Source organism: Nocardioides sp. InS609-2, from assembly GCF_023208195.1.
Classification (GTDB): domain Bacteria; phylum Actinomycetota; class Actinomycetes; order Propionibacteriales; family Nocardioidaceae; genus Nocardioides.
The window spans coordinates 1,702,866-1,722,598 of the sequence record NZ_CP060034.1; the positions used below are offsets into that span (position 1 = coordinate 1,702,866).

Annotated in this window: 21 protein-coding genes and 1 pseudogene; 13 read left to right on the forward strand and 9 right to left on the reverse strand. The window is 69.3% G+C overall.

Translation table 11 applies throughout. The features are described 5' to 3' along the window. Positions 1-104 precede the first annotated feature (104 nt). Positions 105-638 carry a DUF6318 family protein gene (locus H4Q84_RS08960; protein WP_248583043.1) on the forward strand — a complete coding sequence of 178 codons (534 nt, stop codon included), beginning with the start codon at positions 105-107 and terminating at the stop codon, positions 636-638. A gap of 152 nt (positions 639-790) precedes the next feature. Beyond that, positions 791-1,471, forward strand: coding sequence for a hypothetical protein (locus H4Q84_RS08965; RefSeq protein ID WP_248583044.1), 681 nt, complete (start codon positions 791-793; stop codon positions 1,469-1,471). Positions 1,472-1,484: 13 nt separating this feature from the next. Here the strand turns inward: H4Q84_RS08965 and H4Q84_RS08970 are convergent, their stop codons facing one another. From H4Q84_RS08970 to H4Q84_RS08980, 3 genes are all read right to left on the reverse strand, one after another. Then, on the reverse strand, positions 1,485-1,841 hold the full coding sequence (locus H4Q84_RS08970) for a hypothetical protein (RefSeq protein WP_248583045.1): 357 nt from the start codon (positions 1,839-1,841) through the stop codon (positions 1,485-1,487). 73 nt (positions 1,842-1,914) lie between these two features. Continuing rightward, a complete protein-coding gene (locus tag H4Q84_RS08975; protein ID WP_248583046.1) occupies positions 1,915-2,247 on the reverse strand; it encodes a phosphotransferase in 333 nt (110 codons plus the stop codon). Between the two features lie 79 nt (positions 2,248-2,326). Beyond that, the gene (locus H4Q84_RS08980; protein WP_349238424.1) at positions 2,327-3,388 is read right to left on the reverse strand and encodes an HNH endonuclease; all 1,062 of its coding nucleotides are present in this window, start codon (positions 3,386-3,388) and stop codon (positions 2,327-2,329) included. A 403-nt stretch (positions 3,389-3,791) separates the two neighbouring features. Between H4Q84_RS08980 and H4Q84_RS08985 the strand changes: the two genes are divergently transcribed. The 5 genes from H4Q84_RS08985 (at position 3,792) to H4Q84_RS09005 (ending at position 8,197) form a co-directional block, all read left to right on the forward strand. Beyond that, positions 3,792-4,760, forward strand: a complete 969-nt coding sequence (locus H4Q84_RS08985) for an ABC transporter ATP-binding protein (protein WP_248583048.1) — start codon at positions 3,792-3,794, stop codon at positions 4,758-4,760. Continuing rightward, positions 4,741-5,643: a hypothetical protein gene (locus H4Q84_RS08990; protein WP_248583049.1), complete on the forward strand. Its 903-nt coding sequence runs from the start codon at positions 4,741-4,743 to the stop codon at positions 5,641-5,643. The genes H4Q84_RS08985 and H4Q84_RS08990 overlap by 20 nt, the downstream gene beginning before the upstream one ends. After that, positions 5,640-6,554 (forward strand): ABC transporter ATP-binding protein, encoded by a 915-nt coding sequence (locus H4Q84_RS08995; protein ID WP_248583050.1) that lies wholly within the window; start codon positions 5,640-5,642, stop codon positions 6,552-6,554. The genes H4Q84_RS08990 and H4Q84_RS08995 overlap by 4 nt, the downstream gene beginning before the upstream one ends. A gap of 10 nt (positions 6,555-6,564) precedes the next feature. After that, positions 6,565-7,278: an ABC transporter permease gene (locus H4Q84_RS09000; RefSeq protein ID WP_248583051.1), complete on the forward strand. Its 714-nt coding sequence runs from the start codon at positions 6,565-6,567 to the stop codon at positions 7,276-7,278. A 208-nt stretch (positions 7,279-7,486) separates the two neighbouring features. After that, positions 7,487-8,197, forward strand: coding sequence for a hypothetical protein (locus tag H4Q84_RS09005; protein ID WP_248583052.1), 711 nt, complete (start codon positions 7,487-7,489; stop codon positions 8,195-8,197). A gap of 69 nt (positions 8,198-8,266) precedes the next feature. On the opposite strand, the gene H4Q84_RS09010 is transcribed toward H4Q84_RS09005, so the two are convergent. Beyond that, the gene (locus H4Q84_RS09010; RefSeq protein WP_248583053.1) at positions 8,267-9,139 is read right to left on the reverse strand and encodes a hypothetical protein; all 873 of its coding nucleotides are present in this window, start codon (positions 9,137-9,139) and stop codon (positions 8,267-8,269) included. 158 nt (positions 9,140-9,297) lie between these two features. Between H4Q84_RS09010 and H4Q84_RS09015 the strand changes: the two are divergent. Next, positions 9,298-10,707 (forward strand): annotated as a pseudogene (locus tag H4Q84_RS09015) (IS1380 family transposase); the annotation flags it as partial. A gap of 177 nt (positions 10,708-10,884) precedes the next feature. Here H4Q84_RS09015 and H4Q84_RS09020 read toward each other — a convergent pair. Together H4Q84_RS09020 and H4Q84_RS09025 are read right to left on the reverse strand one after the other, a co-directional pair. Next, a complete protein-coding gene (locus tag H4Q84_RS09020) occupies positions 10,885-11,544 on the reverse strand; it encodes a response regulator transcription factor (protein WP_248583054.1) in 660 nt (219 codons plus the stop codon). Beyond that, positions 11,537-12,817, reverse strand: coding sequence for an ATP-binding protein (locus H4Q84_RS09025; RefSeq protein WP_248583055.1), 1,281 nt, complete (start codon positions 12,815-12,817; stop codon positions 11,537-11,539). The genes H4Q84_RS09020 and H4Q84_RS09025 overlap by 8 nt, the downstream gene beginning before the upstream one ends. Positions 12,818-12,961: 144 nt before the next feature. On the opposite strand from H4Q84_RS09025, the gene H4Q84_RS09030 reads away from it, so the two are divergent. The 3 genes from H4Q84_RS09030 to H4Q84_RS09040 are packed head-to-tail and all read left to right on the forward strand — an operon-like array spanning position 12,962 to position 14,756. Then, the gene (locus H4Q84_RS09030; protein WP_248583056.1) at positions 12,962-14,203 is read left to right on the forward strand and encodes a PspC domain-containing protein; all 1,242 of its coding nucleotides are present in this window, start codon (positions 12,962-12,964) and stop codon (positions 14,201-14,203) included. An 11-nt stretch (positions 14,204-14,214) separates the two neighbouring features. Next, positions 14,215-14,550 carry a hypothetical protein gene (locus tag H4Q84_RS09035; RefSeq protein ID WP_248583057.1) on the forward strand — a complete coding sequence of 112 codons (336 nt, stop codon included), beginning with the start codon at positions 14,215-14,217 and terminating at the stop codon, positions 14,548-14,550. Then, positions 14,547-14,756, forward strand: a complete 210-nt coding sequence (locus tag H4Q84_RS09040) for a PspC domain-containing protein (RefSeq protein WP_248583058.1) — start codon at positions 14,547-14,549, stop codon at positions 14,754-14,756. Before H4Q84_RS09035 ends, H4Q84_RS09040 begins: the two co-directional genes overlap by 4 nt. 91 nt (positions 14,757-14,847) lie before the next feature. On the opposite strand, the gene H4Q84_RS09045 is transcribed toward H4Q84_RS09040, so the two are convergent. Both H4Q84_RS09045 and H4Q84_RS09050 read right to left on the reverse strand, forming a co-directional pair. Next, the gene (locus tag H4Q84_RS09045) at positions 14,848-15,948 is read right to left on the reverse strand and encodes a glycerophosphodiester phosphodiesterase (protein ID WP_248583059.1); all 1,101 of its coding nucleotides are present in this window, start codon (positions 15,946-15,948) and stop codon (positions 14,848-14,850) included. A 75-nt stretch (positions 15,949-16,023) separates the two neighbouring features. Further along, positions 16,024-17,073 carry a glycerophosphodiester phosphodiesterase family protein gene (locus tag H4Q84_RS09050; protein ID WP_248583060.1) on the reverse strand — a complete coding sequence of 350 codons (1,050 nt, stop codon included), beginning with the start codon at positions 17,071-17,073 and terminating at the stop codon, positions 16,024-16,026. A gap of 66 nt (positions 17,074-17,139) precedes the next feature. Between H4Q84_RS09050 and H4Q84_RS09055 the strand changes: the two genes are divergently transcribed. Beyond that, positions 17,140-17,688 (forward strand): YbaK/EbsC family protein, encoded by a 549-nt coding sequence (locus H4Q84_RS09055; protein WP_248583061.1) that lies wholly within the window; start codon positions 17,140-17,142, stop codon positions 17,686-17,688. Here the strand turns inward: H4Q84_RS09055 and H4Q84_RS09060 are convergent. After that, positions 17,685-18,584 (reverse strand): phosphotransferase, encoded by a 900-nt coding sequence (locus H4Q84_RS09060; RefSeq protein WP_248583062.1) that lies wholly within the window; start codon positions 18,582-18,584, stop codon positions 17,685-17,687. The genes H4Q84_RS09055 and H4Q84_RS09060 overlap by 4 nt on opposite strands. Positions 18,585-18,620: 36 nt before the next feature. On the opposite strand from H4Q84_RS09060, the gene galK reads away from it, so the two are divergent. Next, positions 18,621-19,718 (forward strand): galactokinase, encoded by a 1,098-nt coding sequence (gene galK, locus H4Q84_RS09065; protein ID WP_248583063.1) that lies wholly within the window; start codon positions 18,621-18,623, stop codon positions 19,716-19,718. Positions 19,719-19,733 lie beyond the last annotated feature (15 nt).

The following is a 19,733-nucleotide window of genomic DNA, read 5'->3' on the forward strand; positions in this document are numbered from 1 at the left end:
TCGCCTCGCTCGGGTTCTCCACAGGCGGCCGGCGGCGGGTTCCCCCGGAACGATGCGTTCGTTAATCTCGGGGGCGACGTATTACTCGGGAAAGGACACGTCGCATGCGTAATCGGGGGATGCTCATCGCTCTGCTCCTCGCCGGCCTGACGTTGTTCGCCGGTTGCTCCGAGGACGATCCCGTCCCGAAGATGCCGAAGACGTCGGCGGCAGCGCCGACTCCGTCGCCCACGGCTTCACCGACTCCGCAGTCGGAGGCGGAGGAGGCGGAAGCGCTGATCAGGCAGTGGGCGGAGCTCAACGTCCAGATGCAGGCGACCGGCGAGACGAGTGCCTACGAGGCGATTACCGCGGACGAGTGTGAGACGTGTCGGCGCTTGGTCCGCATGGTCGGCAAGCTTTACGCGGGGGGTGGGCAGGTAGATCTCCAGGCCCAGCGCGTGGTCTCTGTGCGCAAGTCGCCGCGCATCAAGGGTAGCGGCGTCTACGAGGCCAAGGTCGATCTCGAACCGAGTCGGGTTCGGCAGTCTCCAGAAGACGACTGGAAGGAGTACAGCGGAGGCCGAGTCACCTACGACATTGACGTCGTCCGCGAGCACGAGGCTCTGGTCATCCGAGAAATAGTGGTGATCCCATGATCGCCCGGTTCGTGGCACTTGTGGCAACGCTCACGGCGGTCGTCGTCACGCCCTGGCCGGTCGCCTACGCCGGCGATGGAACCTGCCAAACGGACGCTGGATGGGATGTTGCACAGACTGTCTGCATCGTTTCCGCCGAAGGCTGGCAGGACATGCAGAACACGGCCGCCGTCCAGAGCTACCAGTACGACCTCGAGCGAGCCTGCGGTTCCGAGAACGTCGGTGACATCTGCTCCAATCCCAAGAACTGCGACACGGACCCACCCCTCGGTCTCTACAACATCTATCGGGCCGACGCCGGCAGGGACAACTGGACCCTCGTCGCCACGGTCTGCCTCGACCCCAAGGACGGCGACAAGGGTCCCGGGCCGAAAGAAGTCGCCGCCGAGTTCAAGAGGCTCACGTGGCCGCAGGCAACCCTGGTGATCCAGCCACCCGAGGGCGAGACGCTCGTCAACTTCGACACGATCTTCTACACGACGAGCACCCAGCCGGTCTCACAGTCGGTCCAGCTCCTGGGGTCACGAGTAGAGATTCTGGCGACACCGTCGGAGTACACGTGGCACTGGGACCAGGCCAAGTACGCCACCGTTGCTGCCGACGCCGAGCCCTTCGTGACCAGCGACCACGGTGCGCCGTACCCCCACCAGACGATCACGTGGCAGTACATCGATGCGCACCAAACGGTTCACCCGAGCATCGACATCACGTACTCGGGCCGGTACCGCATCAACGGCAGGCGCTGGAAGGACCTGCCCGTGACGCACACGGTGATCGGGACGCCCGACCAGGAGCTCGACGTGCTGGAGGCCAAGCCCACCCTGGTGAACTGACCACTGGCGCCAATCAGGTGTGTGCGGGAGACCAGAAGACAGCGACACCGATGTTGACCACGGTCAGCGCCAGCAGGCCGAGGTAGAGACCGTTCGGGATGCTGGGCTTGCGGGTGTTGGCCATCACCAGCACCAGGATGACCAGGCCGATCGCGAACTTCACGCCGATCTTGGCGTGGTTGACCTCGCCGTCGCCCGCCTCGAGCACGCCGACGAGCAGCAGACCGGCGAGGAACGCCGTACCGGCACCGTCGCGCATTGCGGCGTTGACCGTCTTCTGTGGCTCGCGGGCCTGGACCACGAGCCCGCCGAACAGCGCCGCGAAGCCGAGGATGTGGATCAGCAGGAGCACGAGGCGCAGGGTTTCCATGGCAGGAGCCTAGTGACGCGCGCTCCACCTGGCTCAACCGAAGAGATCCCGATGGGTGCGGATCCACGTGATCTCAGCGGACCGGCGCTCCACGCTGCCGTCGGCGACCCACGTGCGTTGCGGTCACGGCGTCGACGACATCGAACGTCGGGAAGTCGCCGTACGCACGGAGGAACACCTGGACCCGCTCCCGGCGATCAGGGACGTCCGGGAAGTGATGCCACGCGAGAGCGAGGGCATCGCTGCGCAAGGGAACGAACCAGTGCAGTGCGTAGGCGGCGTCGTCCAGGCGCGGAGCCGGGTGGAGGTAGTCCCAGTCGATCGGTGCCACGGCCGAGTTGTCGTGCCAGATGAAGTTCCACGGTCCGGGGTCGCCCTGACAGCAGACCACCTCCTCGCCGGCCACCGCGGAGATACGCGTCCCGGCCGGCGCAGGCCGGTGTCCCCGCCCGTGGTCGTGCTGGGCGGGGTGTGGGGCTTGGTGGTCAACCGGGATCGGTGCCCGCGGGGCCGCGGACGAAGGTGTGGCCATGCGGGCTGGTCCAGGTGTACGTCGCGGGGCCGGTGCGCCGGTAGGACCAGGCGGAGTGGGTCTTCAGGCGGTGGTGTCGCCGACAGAGCGCGGCGAGGTTATGGGTGGAGGTCTCGCCGGCTTGCTCCCATGGGACGATGTGGTCGAGGTCGCAGGCCCGGGAAGTCTTGGTGCACCACGGGAAGACACAGGTCTGGTCGCGCAGGATCACCTGCTCTCGAAGCCGGGCCGAGGGGTGGTAGCCGGCACAGACGATGTGCTCGTTGAGATCGAGGACCGGCTTCACCGTCACCTCGGTGCGGGACTGAGTGCACCACTGGTAGATCTGGTCGACGGTGGCGAGGTTGCCGCGCTCGAGCCGGGCGACCGGGTCGTCCTCGGTGAGGTGGACATGGAGGACGACTTGCCGAGCCGCAGTGGAGGCTTGGTTTCGAGACGGTTGCTGCGCAACCTCACCAACCAACGGCAGGGCGAGCTGGGACCGTGCCATCTCCCCGACCGCCGAGGCCCGGCGGGCATCGAGCGACTCCTCAGACCCGAGGCTCTTCAAGACGTCTGCACCGTGGGTGACGGCGGCGCCGAAGTCGAGGGCGTCGGCCAGATCCAGCTCGGCGGTCACCCGCATGGTGCCGGCGAACGAGACTTGCTCCTCCTCGATCGTCACATGTCGACCATCCGCGGCCCGGGCTGCTTCCAGAGCGGCGCGGGTGGGGTCGAACCGGGCGATCGCCGCATCCACCAACCGGTCCACCGCCGAGGTCGAGGTGCGGTGCGCGAACGGGGCGAGCTGCGCGTCGACGTACGACGCTGCTTCACGAGAGAGCCCGGCGTGGATGGTGGTCTCGGCGATCCGCCTGGCCCGCCAGGCGGGCAGGTCACCGGACTGGACGCGTCGCCACAACCTGGGTAGCCGGTGCCGCAGCTCGATCGCCTGACCGATCAGGTGCTTCGCCGACACCGTGGAAATGCCGAGCACGGCACCGAACTCGGCGATGCAGAACTCCGCCACCAACAGCGCCCAGCGACCGGCTCCTCATGCTCCGAACCACCAGGCAGCAAGAACGCGGCCGCATCAAGCACCGAGGAAGCCGGGTGCAGGTCGGCCCACTCGCACGCCGCGACCAGGAGGTTGGCTTCCTCGCGATCGGCCGCAGCGCGGCTTGAGCGCGCGAACGCCAGCACCGCGGACGCGGTGTCGGGAAGCTCGCTCGTCGTGATCGCCATACGAGAACTCAATCAGGGACCACCGACATTTCTGGCCCGGATCACGCCCGATAGGCCACCTTGTGGACAACTGGTCGAGCACTTTTCATGCGCCTTCCGACGGTGTGTCTGTCGCCCCTCCCCGCACGGAGGAGCCAAGACGGCGGCCCGGCCGAGATCAGCAGCTCGTGGAGCACGCCGCTAGTCTCGGCGCCATGGTGTTGTCCTCCGCTCAAGACTCGATGCCGGTGATCGAGACCAGCGGATTGACCAAGGACTACGGCCAGGTCCTCGCGCTCGACTCCCTCGATGTCGTCGTCGGACAGGGCGTCACCGGTCTGGTCGGGGCCAACGGCGCCGGCAAGTCGACGCTCATCAAGATCCTGCTGGGCCTCCTCGACCCGACCGGCGGCACGGCGCGGGTGCTCGGCCACGACATCGCAGCCGAGGGAGCGGCGATCCGGGCCCGGGTCGGCTACATGCCCGAGCACGAGTGCCTGCCTCCCGACGTGAGTGCGAGTGACTTCGTGGTGCACATGGCGCAGATGTCGGGGCTGCCGCACGCAGCGGCGCGCGAGCGGGCGGCCGACGTACTCCGTCATGTCGGGCTGGCAGAGGAGCGCTACCGGCCGATGGGCGGCTACTCCACCGGCATGAAGCAGCGTGCCAAGCTCGCGCAGGCCCTCGCCCACGACCCGCAGCTCGTCCTGCTCGACGAACCCACCAACGGCCTCGACCCGGCCGCGCGCGACGACATGCTCGAGCTCGTCCGTCGCATCGGGCACGACTTCGGCATCGCGGTGCTCGTCACCTCCCACCTGCTGGGCGAGCTCGAGCGGGTCAGCGAGCACGTCGTCGTACTCGACGGCGGCCGGCTGCTGCGATCGTCGGCCACCAGCGAGTTCCTCGACAACACCGGCACGCTGCTGGTCGAGGTGCTGGGCGGCGCGACCGAGCGCGACCGACTCGGCAAGGCCTTGTACGACGCGGGGTTCGCGTGCCAGCCGCGCGGCAACGTGGTCGCGGTCGACCCGCCGGCGGCCGACGAGAACCGCAACGTGCTCGACACGATCCGCGACACCGCGGTCGACCTCGGCCTCGGACTGGTGCGCATCCAGCCCGACCACCGCCGCATCGAGGACATCTTCCGGGAGGAGGTGGCCGGTGCCGTCCAGCCCCACTGAACCCACCGGCAGGCCCTCCGGTGTCATCCACGACATCGGCTACCGGCCCTACTCCGGCCCGCGCGGAGGCCACGGCGCGATCGCGTGGTCGCTCTACGTCACCGGCCTGCGCAACGTCTTCGGGCTCGGCCGCTCGGGCAGGTCCAAGATCCTGCCGTTCGCCCTGCTCGCGCTGAACCTCCTGCCCGCTGTCATCATCGTCGGCGTCGCCACGTTCATCGGCCTGAACTCCCTCCCCCTGGCCTATCCCGAGTACGCCGCCACCACCACGATCCTGCTCGGCACGTTCGCCGCGGCGCAGGGTCCGATCCTCTTCAGCCGCGACCTCCGGCACGGCACGATCTCCCTGTATCTCGCACGACCGCTCTCCGCCACGGCGTACGCGCTGGCCCGCTGGGGAGCGCTGGTCACCGGCATCTTCCTGTTCGTGATGGCGCCGATCGTCGTGATGTACGCCGGCGCGTTGCTGGCGTCGATGGACGCCGGTGAGCAGACCCGCGACTTCCTCGCCGCGACGCTGGTGACGGTGCTGCTGGCCGGGATGCTCGCGAGCGTGTCTGGCCTGTTCAGCGCGATCGCGCTTCGTCGTGGCTTCGCGATCGTCGGCACGATCGGCACGATCCTGTTCGGCTACGGCGTGGTCGCGGTCATCCAGGGCATCTCGTTCGACCAGGACCAGAAGCGGGTCGGCGAGATTGCCGGGCTCTTCCACCCGATGACCCTCTACGCCGGCGACGTCGCCGTACTCACCGACGCCGACACCGCCATCACTCCCCCGACCGGCACCGGCATGGAAGCGCTGTACGTCGTCGTCTCCCTGCTGCTGGCGCTCGGCGGGCTCGGCCTGCTGCTCTGGCGCTACCGAAGGCTGGCGACGCGATGACGACCATCACCTTCGACAAGGTCTCGCGCTGGTACGGCAACGTCGTCGCCGTCAACGACGTCTCGATGGAGATCGGGCCGGGCGTCACCGGTCTGCTCGGCCCCAACGGCGCCGGCAAGTCGACGATCATCGCGCTGATGGCGGGCTTCCTGGCGCCGTCGGCCGGCACCGTCCACCTCGACGGCGCACCGGCCTGGCGCAACACCGAGATCTTCCGGCAGATCGGGCTGGTGCCCGAGCGCGAGGTGGCGTTCGGCTACCTCACCGGCCGCCAGTTCGTGCAGGCCAACGCCGAGCTGCACGGCCTCGCCGACCCGGGCGCCGCGTGTGAGCGGGCGCTCGACGTCGTCGAGATGTCCGACGCCGCGGCCCGCCGCATCGGCACCTACTCCAAGGGCATGCGGCAGCGGGTCAAGCTCGCGTCGGCACTCGTGCACGACCCCGGCGTACTGCTCCTCGACGAACCGTTCAACGGCGTCGACCCCCGCCAGCGCATGCACCTGATGAGCCTGCTCACCCTCTTCGGCACGGAGGGCCGCACCGTGCTGTTCAGCTCGCACATCCTCGAAGAGGTCGAACAGGTCGCCCGCCATGTCGAGGTCGTCGTCTCCGGGCGACATGCGGCCTCCGGCGACTTCGGCGCGATCCGGCGCTTGATGACCGACCGGCCCAACCGCTACGTCGTACACACCAGTGACGACCGGGCCCTCGCCGCTGCCCTGATCGGCGAGCAGTCGGTCGTCGGCGTCGTGCTCCGCCGTGGCGGTGGGCTCGAGGTCGAGGTCGGCGACTTCGGCAGCTTCGCCGTCGCGTTGCCGCGCCTCGCCCGCGACCTCGGCGTACGCCTCATCGAGGTCTCCCCCACCGACGAGTCGCTCGAGAGCGTCTTCGCCTACCTGGTGTCGTCATGACGGAGCAACTATGAACGCCACGATCCTGCGGCTGTCCGCGCAGGCCCTCTTCGGGCGTCGGCGCGGGCTGATGATGCTGGTCATCCCGCTGATCCTGCTGGTGCTGACCCTCGTCGTACGCCTGCTCACCGAGCCCGGCACCGCCTACACCGAGATCGTCGGCGAGCTCGGCCGCGACCTCGCGCTGCCGCTGGTCGCGCTGCTCGCCGCCACGGCCGTGCTCGGCCCCGAGATCGATGACGGCTCGATCGTCTACCTGCTCGCGAAGCCCGTGAACCGCTACTCCGTCGCCGTCAGCAAGTACGTCGTCGCACTGGTCGCCGCGCTCGGCTTCGGCGCCCTGCCGGTGCTGCTGGCCGGGCTGGTCAACGACTCCGGCAACCCGGGCATGTCGTTCGCGATGCTGGCCGGCGCCGTCGTGGCGGCGTTCACCTACTCCGGGCTGTTCCTGGCGCTGTGTGCCTTCACCCGGCACGCCGTGGTGGCCGGGCTGCTGTTCGTCTTCCTGTGGGAGGGCACCATCGGCAACCTGCTCGACGGGGTGCGCTGGCTGAGCGTCAGCGCGTGGGCGCGCGACATCGCGGCTGCCCTGTCGGACAGCATCGACGAAGCCGCGCCTGTCGGCACGACGTACGCGCTGGTCGCGGCGATCCTCGTGGCCGCCGGCGGGATCGCCTTCGCCGGTTGGCGACTCTCGACGTTCTCGCTGACCGGGGAGACGTGAGCGGCACTACCTGAATTTGACGGTGCCAACTGAACAGCCCATGGCACCGCACGATTGTCCGCCGCGGCCTAAGCGGCGGAAAGACGCGGGCGCAGAAGATCAGCGCATCCCGAGCCTCGTCGCGATCCTCTCGCGCGTCTTGGCCATGACCGAGCCGTAGTGCGAACCGCCGACGTGGCCGCGTGGGCGCCGCTACCCGCGTATGTCGGTGGCGGATGAGAACCTTCATGCCGTGACGAATGATCCAGCCTGGACCGACCAAGTTGCTGCGTGGTCGGCTCTCGCGACCGCCGTACTTACCCTTGTCCTTGTGTTGATGGCCGTCGCTGCTTGGCGCACGGCCAAGCACACGCTGGATGCGTCGCGCCGGGCTAGTGAGGCGGCGACCGCTTCTGCCGAGGCCGCCAAGGCTGCAAACGAGCAGGCACGTCTCGACAGCATTGAGCAGACGCGTCCTTATGTATATGTGGAGATTCTGCCGGGACTCTCGGGTCAGACGACATATGACGTACGGATCACCAACTCAGGGCGGTCGGCCGCACGGGAGCTAACGATCTCCTACGACTCGTGGCCGGGTGAGATGGACGACGTCTCACGGGCCATCAGAGACCTCTTCGCCACGCCGAGGACGTTGCCGCCCGCGTGCAGCATTCGGTCCCTCTGGCGTCTCGAAGGAAACTTCGATGACGGGACGACCGTAGCGGGACTTGGGAAAGACGGCACGATCACCGTGCGCTACACCAGCTGTGACCCGTCGTCCCCTGGGTATGTGGACTCTTTTGGGGTGACGATCGAAAACTCCGGCCTCTGGCCGATCCCCGAGGCAGGCCCAAACCCAGACGGGGTACGCGGCGACGCACTGAAGTTCTATCGCCTTGGCCAAGCGCTTGTGCGCCGAGTGGGCGAACTCGCTAGGTAGACGACGTGACAGTCGGGACAGTAGGCCCGGTCGTGCTTAACCAGGGCCGCTACCGACGAGCACACCACGTCAGGATGGTCGCGTTCTCCCTTCGGCAACGGCGAGCTGGTCCTCAAAGCAGTTGATGATGGGGTACGGGTGGTGGAAGAACTGAGACCGCTGCTCATCCGCGATCCCGTCCGCACACCACTCGTAGCGAACACCTATCGGGCCCACGTACGCGGCCAGCACGTAGCGCTCGAAACGACTGCGGGTCTTGTCGGTCTCCACGAAGTCCGGACTGATCGCGAGTCCCGGCTCGTAGCCCTTGCCGATCGAATCCGTCGTGATCAGCGCCATGTGGGCGTCCGGCATGTCGATGGCGCCGTCAAGGAAGAGCCGTAGGGAGGCAGGTATGGGCGTGCCAGTTCGAACCATGCGGCAGCCGAAATGCTTGCCGTAGTACCGGGCCAGGTCCAGAGTCCGCGCCTTCCACTCACTGCCAAAGACGACTTTGAGGTCAACGCCCGGCGCCGTGTGCAGCGGCGTGCGGGCTACATACGCCGAGTAGACGTCGTACGCGTTGTCGAAGGGTTTGGACCGTTTGTTGTTGCAGGACTCGCAGAGAGACTTCGGGAACTTGACCACCTCATAGCGGTCTCTCGTGATCCCACTCTTGCCGCGTATCTCCCGCAAGTCTGATCCGTCTCCCCACAGCAGGAGACCATCGCCGGCCATGAGCCGAACGAGGTCGGCGCGTTTGAACTTGTGCTCGCCTGTGGTCGCTGGCTGGTCCCGACACCACCAGCAAAGACCGGACGACGGTTCCTTCAGATGTGCTAGCGCGTCAGCGCCGAGGATTGGTCGGCCGTCCGAAGTCTGCCCGTGCATAAGTTCATTTGAGCATCGGCGCGCCAGACCGGCACCCACAATGCGCACATGGCCGACGACTACTTCGACCACGCGTCGTACTGGGCGCAATGACGCTCGCTCCCTTATCCTCGATCCACCGATGAGCTTGAGGTTGTGAGCGCGTCGTGAAGTGAGAATGCCCTTACGTGCTGGGAAAATCGGACTTCTTCAGGGTCCCAATTCTCACCAAGACGAAGGGCATCTCGTAGATGCAACTTTGCCACACGCCCCGTGCCACGTCGGCAGTGTTCGATGATCCCAATCTCGTGTCGTCGGCCGGGCTGGTCCCGGTCCTCGCGCTGGCCCGATCCGCGGGACTCCAGGAACTGGCCCAAGCCCACCTCACTGTGCCGACCGACAAGGGCGCGAACGCGGGGTTGAAGGTGTCCTCGCTGGTCGCCGGGATGGTCGCCGGCGCGGACAGCATCGATGACATGGCGCTGCTCCGTCACGGCGGGATGGGCCGGGTGTTCACGAACGCCTACGCGCCCTCGACGCTGGGTTCGTTCCTGCGCACGTTCAGCTTCGGCCACGTCCGCCAGCTCGACGCTGTCGCCTCGAGGTTCTTGGCCGGGCTGGCCGAGCAGGCACCGCTGATCGTGACCTCACCTGACACCAGCGAGCGGGTGATGATCGTGACCTCACCTGACACCAGCGAGCGGGTGATGATCGACATCGACGACACCATCGTCGAGGTCCACGGGCACGCCAAGCAGGGCTCTGGCTACGGCTACTCCGGCGTGCGTGGGCTCAACGCGCTGCTCGCTGTCGTGTCCACGAGCCAGTCCGCGCCGGTGATCGTGGCCCACCGGCTCCGGAAGGGATCATGTGGTTCACCGCGGGGCGCGAAACGCCTGGTCGCCGACGCGTTGAAGACCACCAGCAAACTGCCCGCCAAGTCCGATCTGCGCCCGATGCTGCGAGCCGACTCCGCGTTCTACGGCGCCGAGGTGGTCAACGCGGCGTTGCGCGGTGGCGCCGACATCTCGGTCACCGTGCGAATGGATCCCAAGGTCAAGGCGGCGATCGCCACCATCGGTGACGATGCCTGGACCACCATCGAGTACACCGACGCCGTCTTCGATGAACCCACCAACACGTGGGTCTCCCGCGCCGAGGTCGCCGAGATTCCGTTCACCGCGTTCACTTCCAAGAAGAAAGCCGACCAAGTCACCGGACGGCTCGTGGTCCGCCGGATCCCCGACCTCAACACGTCCGCCAAGAATGGTCAGGAGACGTTGTTCGACACCTGGCGCTTCCACGCCTTCTTCACCACCACAGACCCGGCCGTGGCCGGCACGGTGGCCGCGGACAAGACCCACCGCGGCCACGCGATCATCGAACAGGTCCACTCCGACCTCAAGGGCTCCGCCCTCGCGCATCTGCCATCGGGAAAGTTCGCCGCGAACGCCGCCTGGCTCGTGCTGGCCGTCATAGCGTTCAACCTGACCAGAGCAGCCGCGACCATCACCGGCCCGGGACTCGCCAAGGCCACCACCGCGACCATCCGCCGCAAGCTGATCGCCGTGCCCGCCCGGGTCGCCTCCTCGGCACGAAGAGTGACTCTGCACCTCCCGACCGGATGGCCCTGGGAGACCGCCTGGAGCGACCTGTTCACCCGGGCCTGCGGACCACCACCGGCACCGACGACCAGACCACCCCCAGCCGACACCGGCACAACGACCAACCCGGAACAACCTGGCAGCGAGGCCAGACGGTCGGCCACGCCCACACACTCGAAGACCCCGCCTCAGCGACCGCGGACGCTCAGCCCCTGCCCATCGGTGGATCGAGGCTTATAGCAGCCGGCGGTCGTTCGCCCACCGCGTGAGCTCGTGCCGCGAGGAGAGCTGGAGCTTCCGCAGCACGGCCGACATGTGGGTCTCGACTGTCTTGATGGAGATGAACAGCTCCTTCGCGACCTCCTTGTAGGCGTAGCCACGGGCGATCAGGCGCATCACCTCGCGCTCGCGCTCGGTGAGCCGGTCGAGGTCCTCGTCGATGTGCGCGAGGTCGATGGACCCGGCGAACGCGTCGAGCACGAAGCCCGCCAGCCGCGGGGAGAACACCGCATCGCCTTCGGAGACGCGGCCGATCGCGGCCACCAGCTCGGGGCCGGTGATCGTCTTGGTGACGTAGCCGCGCGCGCCGCCGCGGATGGTGCCGATGACGTCCTCGGCAGCGTCGCTGACGCTGAGCGCAAGGTAGCGGGTCTCGGCCGCCGGGTGCCTCCGCATGACCTCGGCACCACCGCCGCCGGGCAGGTGCACATCGAGGAGTACGACGTCGGGCCGGTGCTCGCGGATCGCGGCCACCGCCTCGTCGACGTCGGCGGCCTCGGCCAGGATCTCGACCTTGGCCGCACCGATGCTCACCAGCTCGGACCGGACTCCGGCGCGGAACATCGCGTGGTCGTCGACGATGACCACCCGCACGGGGGCAGCAGCCTCAGACATCGTTGTCTCCTCTCGCGGTGCGGGGCATCCGCAACCGCACGTTGGTGCCGTCACCGGGCGACGAGTCGACGGCGGCGGTGCCACCGTGACGGACCATCCGGTCGATGATGCTGTTGCGCACGCCGAGCCTGTCATCGGGCACGCCGGCCACGTCGAAGCCCGCGCCGCGGTCGCGGACGAACACCTCGATTGCGTCGTCGAGCACCTCTGCATAGATGTCGACGTGGCCGGTGCCGGCGTGCTTGGCGGCATTGACGACCGCCTCGCGCGTCGCGTGCACCAGCGGCCTGATCGACTCGTGCATGGGCAGGTCCCCCACGGCGACCACGTCGACGACGATGGAGTACTCGTCCTCCACCCGGGCGGCCAGCTCGCGCAGCGCCCCGCCCAGGGTGGTGTCGTCGGTCGACTCGCCGACGTACAACCACGACCGCAGGTCGCGCTCCTGCGCGCGGGCCAGCCGCGCGACGGTCGGGCCGTCATCGGCGTTCTTCTGGATCAGCGCCAGCGTCTGCAGCACGGAGTCGTGGAGGTGGGCGGCCATGTCGGCGCGCTCCTGCGTGCGGACGCGTTCGGCCCGCTCGGCGCCCAGGTCGCCGATGAGACGCATCATCCACGGCCCGATCACCAGTGCGAGGCCGACGATGCCGAGCAGGCCCGCAACCACGACGTCACGAGCGGCGCCGAGCTGCCCACTCGTGAGGGCGAACGCGACGAACGCCGTGACGACGAGCGCGAGGCCGGCCGCGATCCTGACGTACGACGCCCAGCCGCCGGCGCCGAAGATGGCGCGGTACCAGTTGACGCGGCCGGTGGTGTCGAGCCAGCGCTCGCGCTGCACCTCGTCGGCCTGGCGCCACAGGAGGGCGATGCCGGCCAGCCCGATGACGACCGGCCAGAAGAAGGCTCCACGGCCGAAGAACGCCTCGACCACGAGGATCACGCCGAAACCCAGAGCGCCGAGGGCGATCGCCGGGCCGACGTCGGCGAGCCGGGAGACGCGACGCGGCCGCTTGCCGGTGCGCGAGGCGCTCTCGAGACCCGGCGTGGAGTTCTCGAAGGACGCATCCGAAGGGAGGAACACCCACAACGCGGCGTACAGGGCGATGCCCATGCCGCCCATCGTCGCCATCAGCACGAACGCCGCCCGCACCCACAGCGCGGGCAGGCCGAGGTGCCGGGCGACACCCGAGGCGACACCACCCACGAAGGGCTCGGCCGAGTCGCGGGTGGCCCGGCGGACTGCGCGCGGGAGTTCGGTTGCGTTGCTCATGTCGACCTCCATCGTCGCAGAGGGTCGAGGCCCCGACCATGAGGCTTGACCCCGAGCCGACCCTGAGGGTGGACCCGGGGCGGGGCGTGCGAATCAGGGTCGTCCCCGATGGTTTCGGGGCTCCCGACGGCGCAGGCTGTGGTCATGACTTCTCCAGACGCTCCTTCGCAGGGCGACCCGCAGCAGGGTCCCCCGCCCGGGACGCAGCACGCTGAGCCGGGTCCGACCGCCACCGAGGACGGCCCACGGGTCACCCGCGACGACATCACCGACCTCGGCCGCCTGCGCCGCTCGCGCATCGACCGACACGTCGCCGGTGTCGCCGGCGGCGTCGCTCGCCACCTCGACATCGACCCGATCATCGTGCGGGTGATCTTCGTGGTCACCGCCTTCTTCGGCGGTGCCGGCCTCTTCGCGTACGGCGCCCTGTGGCTGCTCGTGCCCGAGGAAGGCGAGGACCACGCGCCGGTCAACCTGGACGAGAAGGCACGCGGTGTCGCGCTGATCGTCATCGGCGTGCTCGCCGCGATCGCGCTGGTCGGCGGCACGTGGGGCGGCAACTGGTTCCCATGGCCCCTCGCCCTCGTGGGGTTGCTGGCGTGGTTCGTGCTCAACCGGCGCCACGAGCGTCGCATGCAGCGCTACGGCACCAGCCAGTCGGGCTGGGTGGCGCCGGTGGCCACCGACGAGAGCGGGCAGCCGGTCGAGAACCCGTATGCCCAGTCATATGCCGCGTCGTACCCGCAGCAGCAGTACGCCTACACGCCGCCGCCGCGGCCGCGTGACCCCCGCAAGCGGGGACCGATCCTCTTCTGGTTCACCCTCGCGCTGATCGCGCTGGGCCTGGGCACGCTCGGCATCGTCGACGTCTCCGGGGTCGCCGTCGCGGGCGGCGCCTACCCGGCCCTCGCGATGGGCATCACCGGCACGATGCTGGTGCTGAGCGCCTTCTGGGGCCGCGGTGGCGGGCTGATCCCGCTCGGCGTACTACTCACGATCCCGCTCGTCATCGCCTCGATCGCCTCCAACGTCGACGGACGCGACGTCGTGCACAGCCCCGAGACCGCCGCCGAGGTGCAGGCCCGCTACTGGAACGCGGCCGGTGAGATGACCGTCGACCTGTCCGACGTGACCGACCCCGAGGCACTCGACGGACGCACCATCGTCGTCGAGGGCGGCGTCGGCCGGATCGAGGTCATCGTGCCCGCCGGAGTCACCGTGAACGCCGAAGGCACCGTCAACGGCCCCGGCTCGGTCGAGGTCTTCGGCCAGGAGTCCGGCGGCATCGACGTCATGGCCAGCGGCAGCCGCAGCGGCGGCACCGGACAGCCCACAATCGACGTGGACGCCGAGCTCGGCGTCGGCGAGATCGTCATCACCCAGTGAGGAACGAGACCATGACCAACATCATCACCACCACCGACACCTCCGGACGACACCCGATCAACGTCGGCAACCTCGTCATGGGCGTCGCCTTCCTCGGCCTGGTCGGGGTCTGGGCCGCCATCTCGGCCGACGTCATCGAAGGCTCCGACATCCGCTGGCTGCTGCCGGTGCCGTGGGTCCTGGCCGGTCTCGCCGGGCTGATCGCGGTGGCCTTCGGCGGGGGACGCCGGGCCAAGGCCGTTGCGCAGGCCGACTACCAGCCATACGCCGCGCCGTACTCCACGCCGTATGGCGAGGAAGCAGCCACAGGAGTCAACCCCACCGAGAACAAGGAGCAGGACCGATGAACCAGACCCAGACCGCCCCAGCCGTACGCCGGATCTCCCGCAGCAGCGACGACAAGATGGTCGCCGGTGTCTGCGCCGGGCTGGCCCGGCACCTCGGCGTCGACCCGACACTGGTGCGCCTGCTGACCGTCCTCGGCGTGATCTTCGGCTTCGGCTCGGTGGCGATCGCCTACCTGGTGGCCTGGGTGGTCCTGCCGCAGGACTGACCCGGCCCTCCCCTTGTAACGCGCCGCTACTCCGTCTCCTGCGCCCACTGGTGGGCGCGGAACTGTGAGTAACGGCGCGTTACATGTGCGTTCAGCGAGCGGCGACCACGATGTCCGGGTTGTCGGTGAAGATCCCGTCGACGCCGGCAGCCACGAACGCACGGGTCTCGGCCCCGAGGTCACCCGGGGCGTAGGGGTCGGTGCCCCGGCGGAAGTTGGTCGCCATGAACTGGTTCTCCGCCCGCAGCGTCCAGACGTGCACGAACAGATCGCCGGCGTGCGCGTCGGCCACCAATGCGCTCGGCACCGTCGCCGCACCTGCCGCATCGCGCGGCAGCACGAGCTCCTTGTTGGCGCCGACGCCGTCGGCGTACTCCGCGATCCTCGCGAGGCCGGCCGGCGTGGTGAGGTCTCGGTACGTCGTGGGGTCGCCGGCCGCGACCAGGTCGTACGGCGCCCCGGAGGCGTCGATGAGCTGCACGATCGGGGCCTTGGTCATCGCGTCGAGATCGCGCAGGTTGCCCGTCTCGAACGACTGCAGGAACACCTCGGCGTTCCCGCGGTCCAGGTGATGCCGCTTGAGCGTGGCCACCAGCGGCTCCTCCATCGAGAGCCCGATGGAGTCGAAGTAGGTCGGGTGCTTGGTCTCGGGGTAGACACCGATCCGGCGCTTGGTGCGCTTCGATTCGGTCGCGACCAGGTCGAGCACCTCGTCCAGGGTGGGCACCTCGAACTGGCCGTCGAACCTGGTGTTGCCGGGCCGCACGAGCGGCAGCCGCTCCTTGGCACGCAGCGTCTTCAGCTCGGCCAGGGTGAAGTCCTCGGTGAACCAGCCGGTGACCGAGCGACCGTCGATCGTCTTGGTGGTGCGGCGGGCGGCGAACTCCGGATGACTGCCCACGTCGGTCGTGCCGCCGATCTCGTTCTCGTGGCGGGCGACGAGGACCCCGTCCTTGGTCGAGACGAGGTCGGGCTCGACGTAGTCGGCGCCGAGCGCGATGGCCAGCCGGTAGGACTCCAGGGTGTGCTCGGGGCGGTAGCCGGAGGCGCCGCGGTGACCGATCACCGTGGTGATGGTGGTCTTGTCGTGCTTGGGGGCGGCCTGCGCCGGTGCGGTGACGCCCACCGAGGTGGCCAGGACGGCGCCGGAGACGAGGGCGGAGAGAGCGAGGAGGGGGGTCTGAGGTCTCATGCGGCCACCTCACCGATCGCGGGTGACGGGTGGCGGCGCCTCAGGTGAACGTCGCACGGCAGCCGCGCGAACTGATCAGGAGGCGGCGACCACCGGCAGCACGAGGTCGGGATGGTCGGTGATCAGGCCGTCGACGCCAGCCGCGAGATGGGCGGCCGCCTCGGCGGCCAGGTCGCCGTGGTCGCGCGGTCGACCGGGGCCGCGGAAGTTGGCGGGCAGGTAGGTGTTCTCGGCACGCAGGGTCCACACGTGCACGGTCAGCCACTGCCGGTGCGCGTCGCGCACCAGTGACGAGGGCCGGCCGGTGCGGCCCGTCGTGTCCCGAGGCAGGACCAGGCCCTTCGTGACGCCCAGCCCGTCGGCGTACTCATCGATCCAGGCGAGCCCCTCCGGCGTGACCAGGTCTCCGTAGGCTCGGCCATCGCCGGCCGCGACCAGGTCGGCCGGCCGCTCGCGCCGGGCTCCGATCAGCTGGATCAGCGGCAGCCGGCACTCCGTTGCCAGCCGTCGCAGGATCGTGGTTTCGAACGCCATGATGCTGACCCGCGACCGCGGGTGGTCGAGGCCGTGGTGCGCGAGGTCGGCGAGCAGCGGGCGGTCGAGCGGCACGCCGATCGAGTCGAAGTACGCCGCGTGCTTGAGCTCGACCATGACGCCCACGCCACTGCCGCGTCGTACGGACTCGACCTGCACCATCGCCAACACCTCGGTCAGGGTCGGCACGCTTTCAGACCCGTCGTACGCCGTGTTGGCGGCACGCAGCCTCGGCAGCCGTTCGCGGGCGGTGAGCCGCTTGAGCTCGGCCAGCGTGAAGTCCTCGGTGAACCAGCCGGTGAGGATCTCGCCGTCGACCATCTTGGTGGTGCGGCGGTCGGCGAAACGCTTGTGATCGGCGACGTCGGTGGTGCCGCTGATCTCGTTCTCGTGGCGGGCGACGAGCACTCCGTCGCGGGTGGCGACCACATCGAGCTCGATGTCGTCGACGCCCATCCGGATCGCGGTGCGGTAGGCCTCGAGGGTGTGCTCGGGCCGGTGTCCCGACGCGCCACGGTGGGCGACGACGGCGGGGGTCACGACCAGGCTGGACTCGCGGGCTCGCGGGGGCGCGAGCTGGATGAGGGTCACCGCTCCAGCGTGGGAGGCCCGCACCACCGGACGATGACACCGACATGAATGGGTGATGATGACGCGATGACGTCGACGACCCCGGCCCTCGGCTCGGTGACCACCGTGCCCGCCCTCGAGCGGCCCGACCTGCTCGCGCCGGCGGTGGCAGCAGCGCTGGCCGGGTGGCCATCAGCCGCTGGTGTCGGTGTCTTCGAGATCGACCCGGAGCTCGCCGACACCGCTGCGTGCAGCGAGGCCTACGACCTGCCGCTGACCGCGGGCGCCAACTGCGTCGTCGTCTCAGGCCGACGCGACGGCGAGGAGCGGGTGGCCGCCTGCATCGTCCGGGCCGACACCCGCGCCGACGTGAACAACCTGGTCAAGCGCACCCTCGACGTACGCAAGGCGTCCTTCCTCGACATGGGCCGCGCGGTCGCCGAGTCGGCGATGGAGTACGGCGGCATCACGCCGATCGGCCTGCCTGCCACTTGGCGCGTCCTGGTCGACGCCGCGGTCCTCGACCTCGACGTCGCGGTCATCGGCTCGGGAGTACGACGTTCGAAGCTGCTGCTGCCCGGCCGGCTGGTCGGGAGGCTGCCCGGCGCGGAGGTCGTCGAGGGGCTCGGCCGCTAGCCGACACCGAGATCGCGCAGACCGCGCCGGGCCCGGTCGAAGCCCTCTCGATATCCCGCGGCGTCGGTGCCGGTCAGGTCGTCGGCGGCCAGACGCTCGGCGAAGTAGGCCGCCTGCACCAGCCAACGACCGCGCCGCAGCGTGTCGAGGTGCACCCACTCGTCGGCCGGCATGACGTCCTCACAGCGGAACGCGTCGACGAACGCACCCGCGTGCTCCGGACCACCGAGATACATCACCGCCGACGCCACGTCGTACAGCACGGGTCCGGGCTCGGCACCCGTCCAGTCGATGAGCGAGGTGGTGCCGTTCGCGGCGTCGAAGCGGAAGGCCTCGGGAGACGGGTCGGTGTGCAGCGTCGCCCAGGTGAGCGGCGGCAGCGCGGCGTACTCCTCCATGACCATCGTGTACGCCGGCCGCAGCCAGGACTCGACCCCGAGACTGTCGCGCTCGACGTCGAGCCAGCTCGCGAAGCGGCCGGCGGCTCGGCCGGTCCGGGTGATCAGGTGAGCGCGGGCCAGGGTGTGGCCCATCAGCGTCTGCTCGGCCTCGTCGTCGCCCGTGAGCGGATCGCCGGGCGCCCACACACCGAGAGCGACCGTGCCCCCGGCAAGAGGCCAGGTCAGCGCACCTTCGAGCGCGGGAAGGGGCGCCCCGGTGCTCATCCCGGCCGCCGCCAGGGTGGCCGCGACCGCACAGCCGCGCGCCAGCCGGTCGACCTCGCGAGCCGGCACCCACTTCGCGACGTACACGCCGCCAGGGGTCGCAACCGTCGCCGTGGCGGAGTTCATCCCGCCGCCGAGCGGCTCGACGGACGCGCCTCTGATGCCCCAGCCGTCGGCGAGCAACGGCGGAAGCGCGGCCGCGAGACTCATGTCGGTCAGTGGTCCACGCACCACCGGATCGTAGGCGCTGCCCTAGATTGAGCGACCGTGAGCGAATCCCGCGGCACCTGGTCAGCTCCCGGCCGGGTCAACCTCATCGGCGACCACACCGACTACAACGGCGGCTTCGCCCTGCCCTTCGCGCTGCCCCTGCGCACGACCGTCACCGCGACCCGTCGCGACGACCGCACCGTCGTCGCCCGCTCGGGTGGGCACGCGGCGATCGAGTTCGAGGTACCCGGCACGCCCGGCGAGGTGACCGGTTGGGGTGCGTACGTCGCGGGCGCGGCCTGGGCACTGGCCGAGGCCGGGGTCGACGTACCCGGAGCCGACCTCGAGATCGCGAGCGAGGTGCCGCTGGGTGCCGGGCTCTCGTCGTCGCACTCACTGGAGTGCTCCGTCGCCCTCGCCCTCACCGGGCTGGCCGGGGTCGAGCTCGACCCGACCGAGCTGGCGAAAATCGTGCAGCGTGCCGAGAACGAGTACGCCGGCTCGCCGACCGGGCTCCTCGACCAGATGACGATCCTGCACTCGCGCGCACGGCACCTGAGCTTCTTCGACGCCCGGGCCCTCACGGTCGAACCCGTCGCGTGCGACCCTGCCGCGTCCGGGCTCGAGCTGCTGGTCATCGACTCGAACGCGCCCCACCAGCTCGTCGACGGCGCGTACGCCTCCCGACGGCACGCGTGTGAAGCCGCGGCGAGGCGGCTCGGTGTCGAGACCTTGCGTGAGGTCGAGGACGTCGACGCCGCACTGGTCGCACTCGCCGACGACCCCGAGACCCAGCGGCGTGCTCGGCACGTGCTCACCGAGAACCACCGGGTGCTCGACGCTGTGGCGCTGGTTCGCGGCGGTCGGCTGGCCGAGATCGGCCCGCTGCTGACCGCCTCACACGTCTCGATGCGCGACGACTTCGAGAACACCGTGCCCGCCGTCGACCTGATCGTGGAGACCGCGATCGAGGGCGGTGCCCTCGGTGCCCGGATGACCGGTGGTGGCTTCGGTGGCGCGGTGATCGCGCTCGTGCCCGTCGTACGACGCGTGGCAGTCGAGCGCGCCGTCACCACGGCCGCCCTCGGCGCGGGCCTCACGGCGCCGTCCTACCTCCCGGTGGTGCCCTCCCCCGGAGCCGGCCGCGACGCCTGAGGCGCGGTCAGCCGG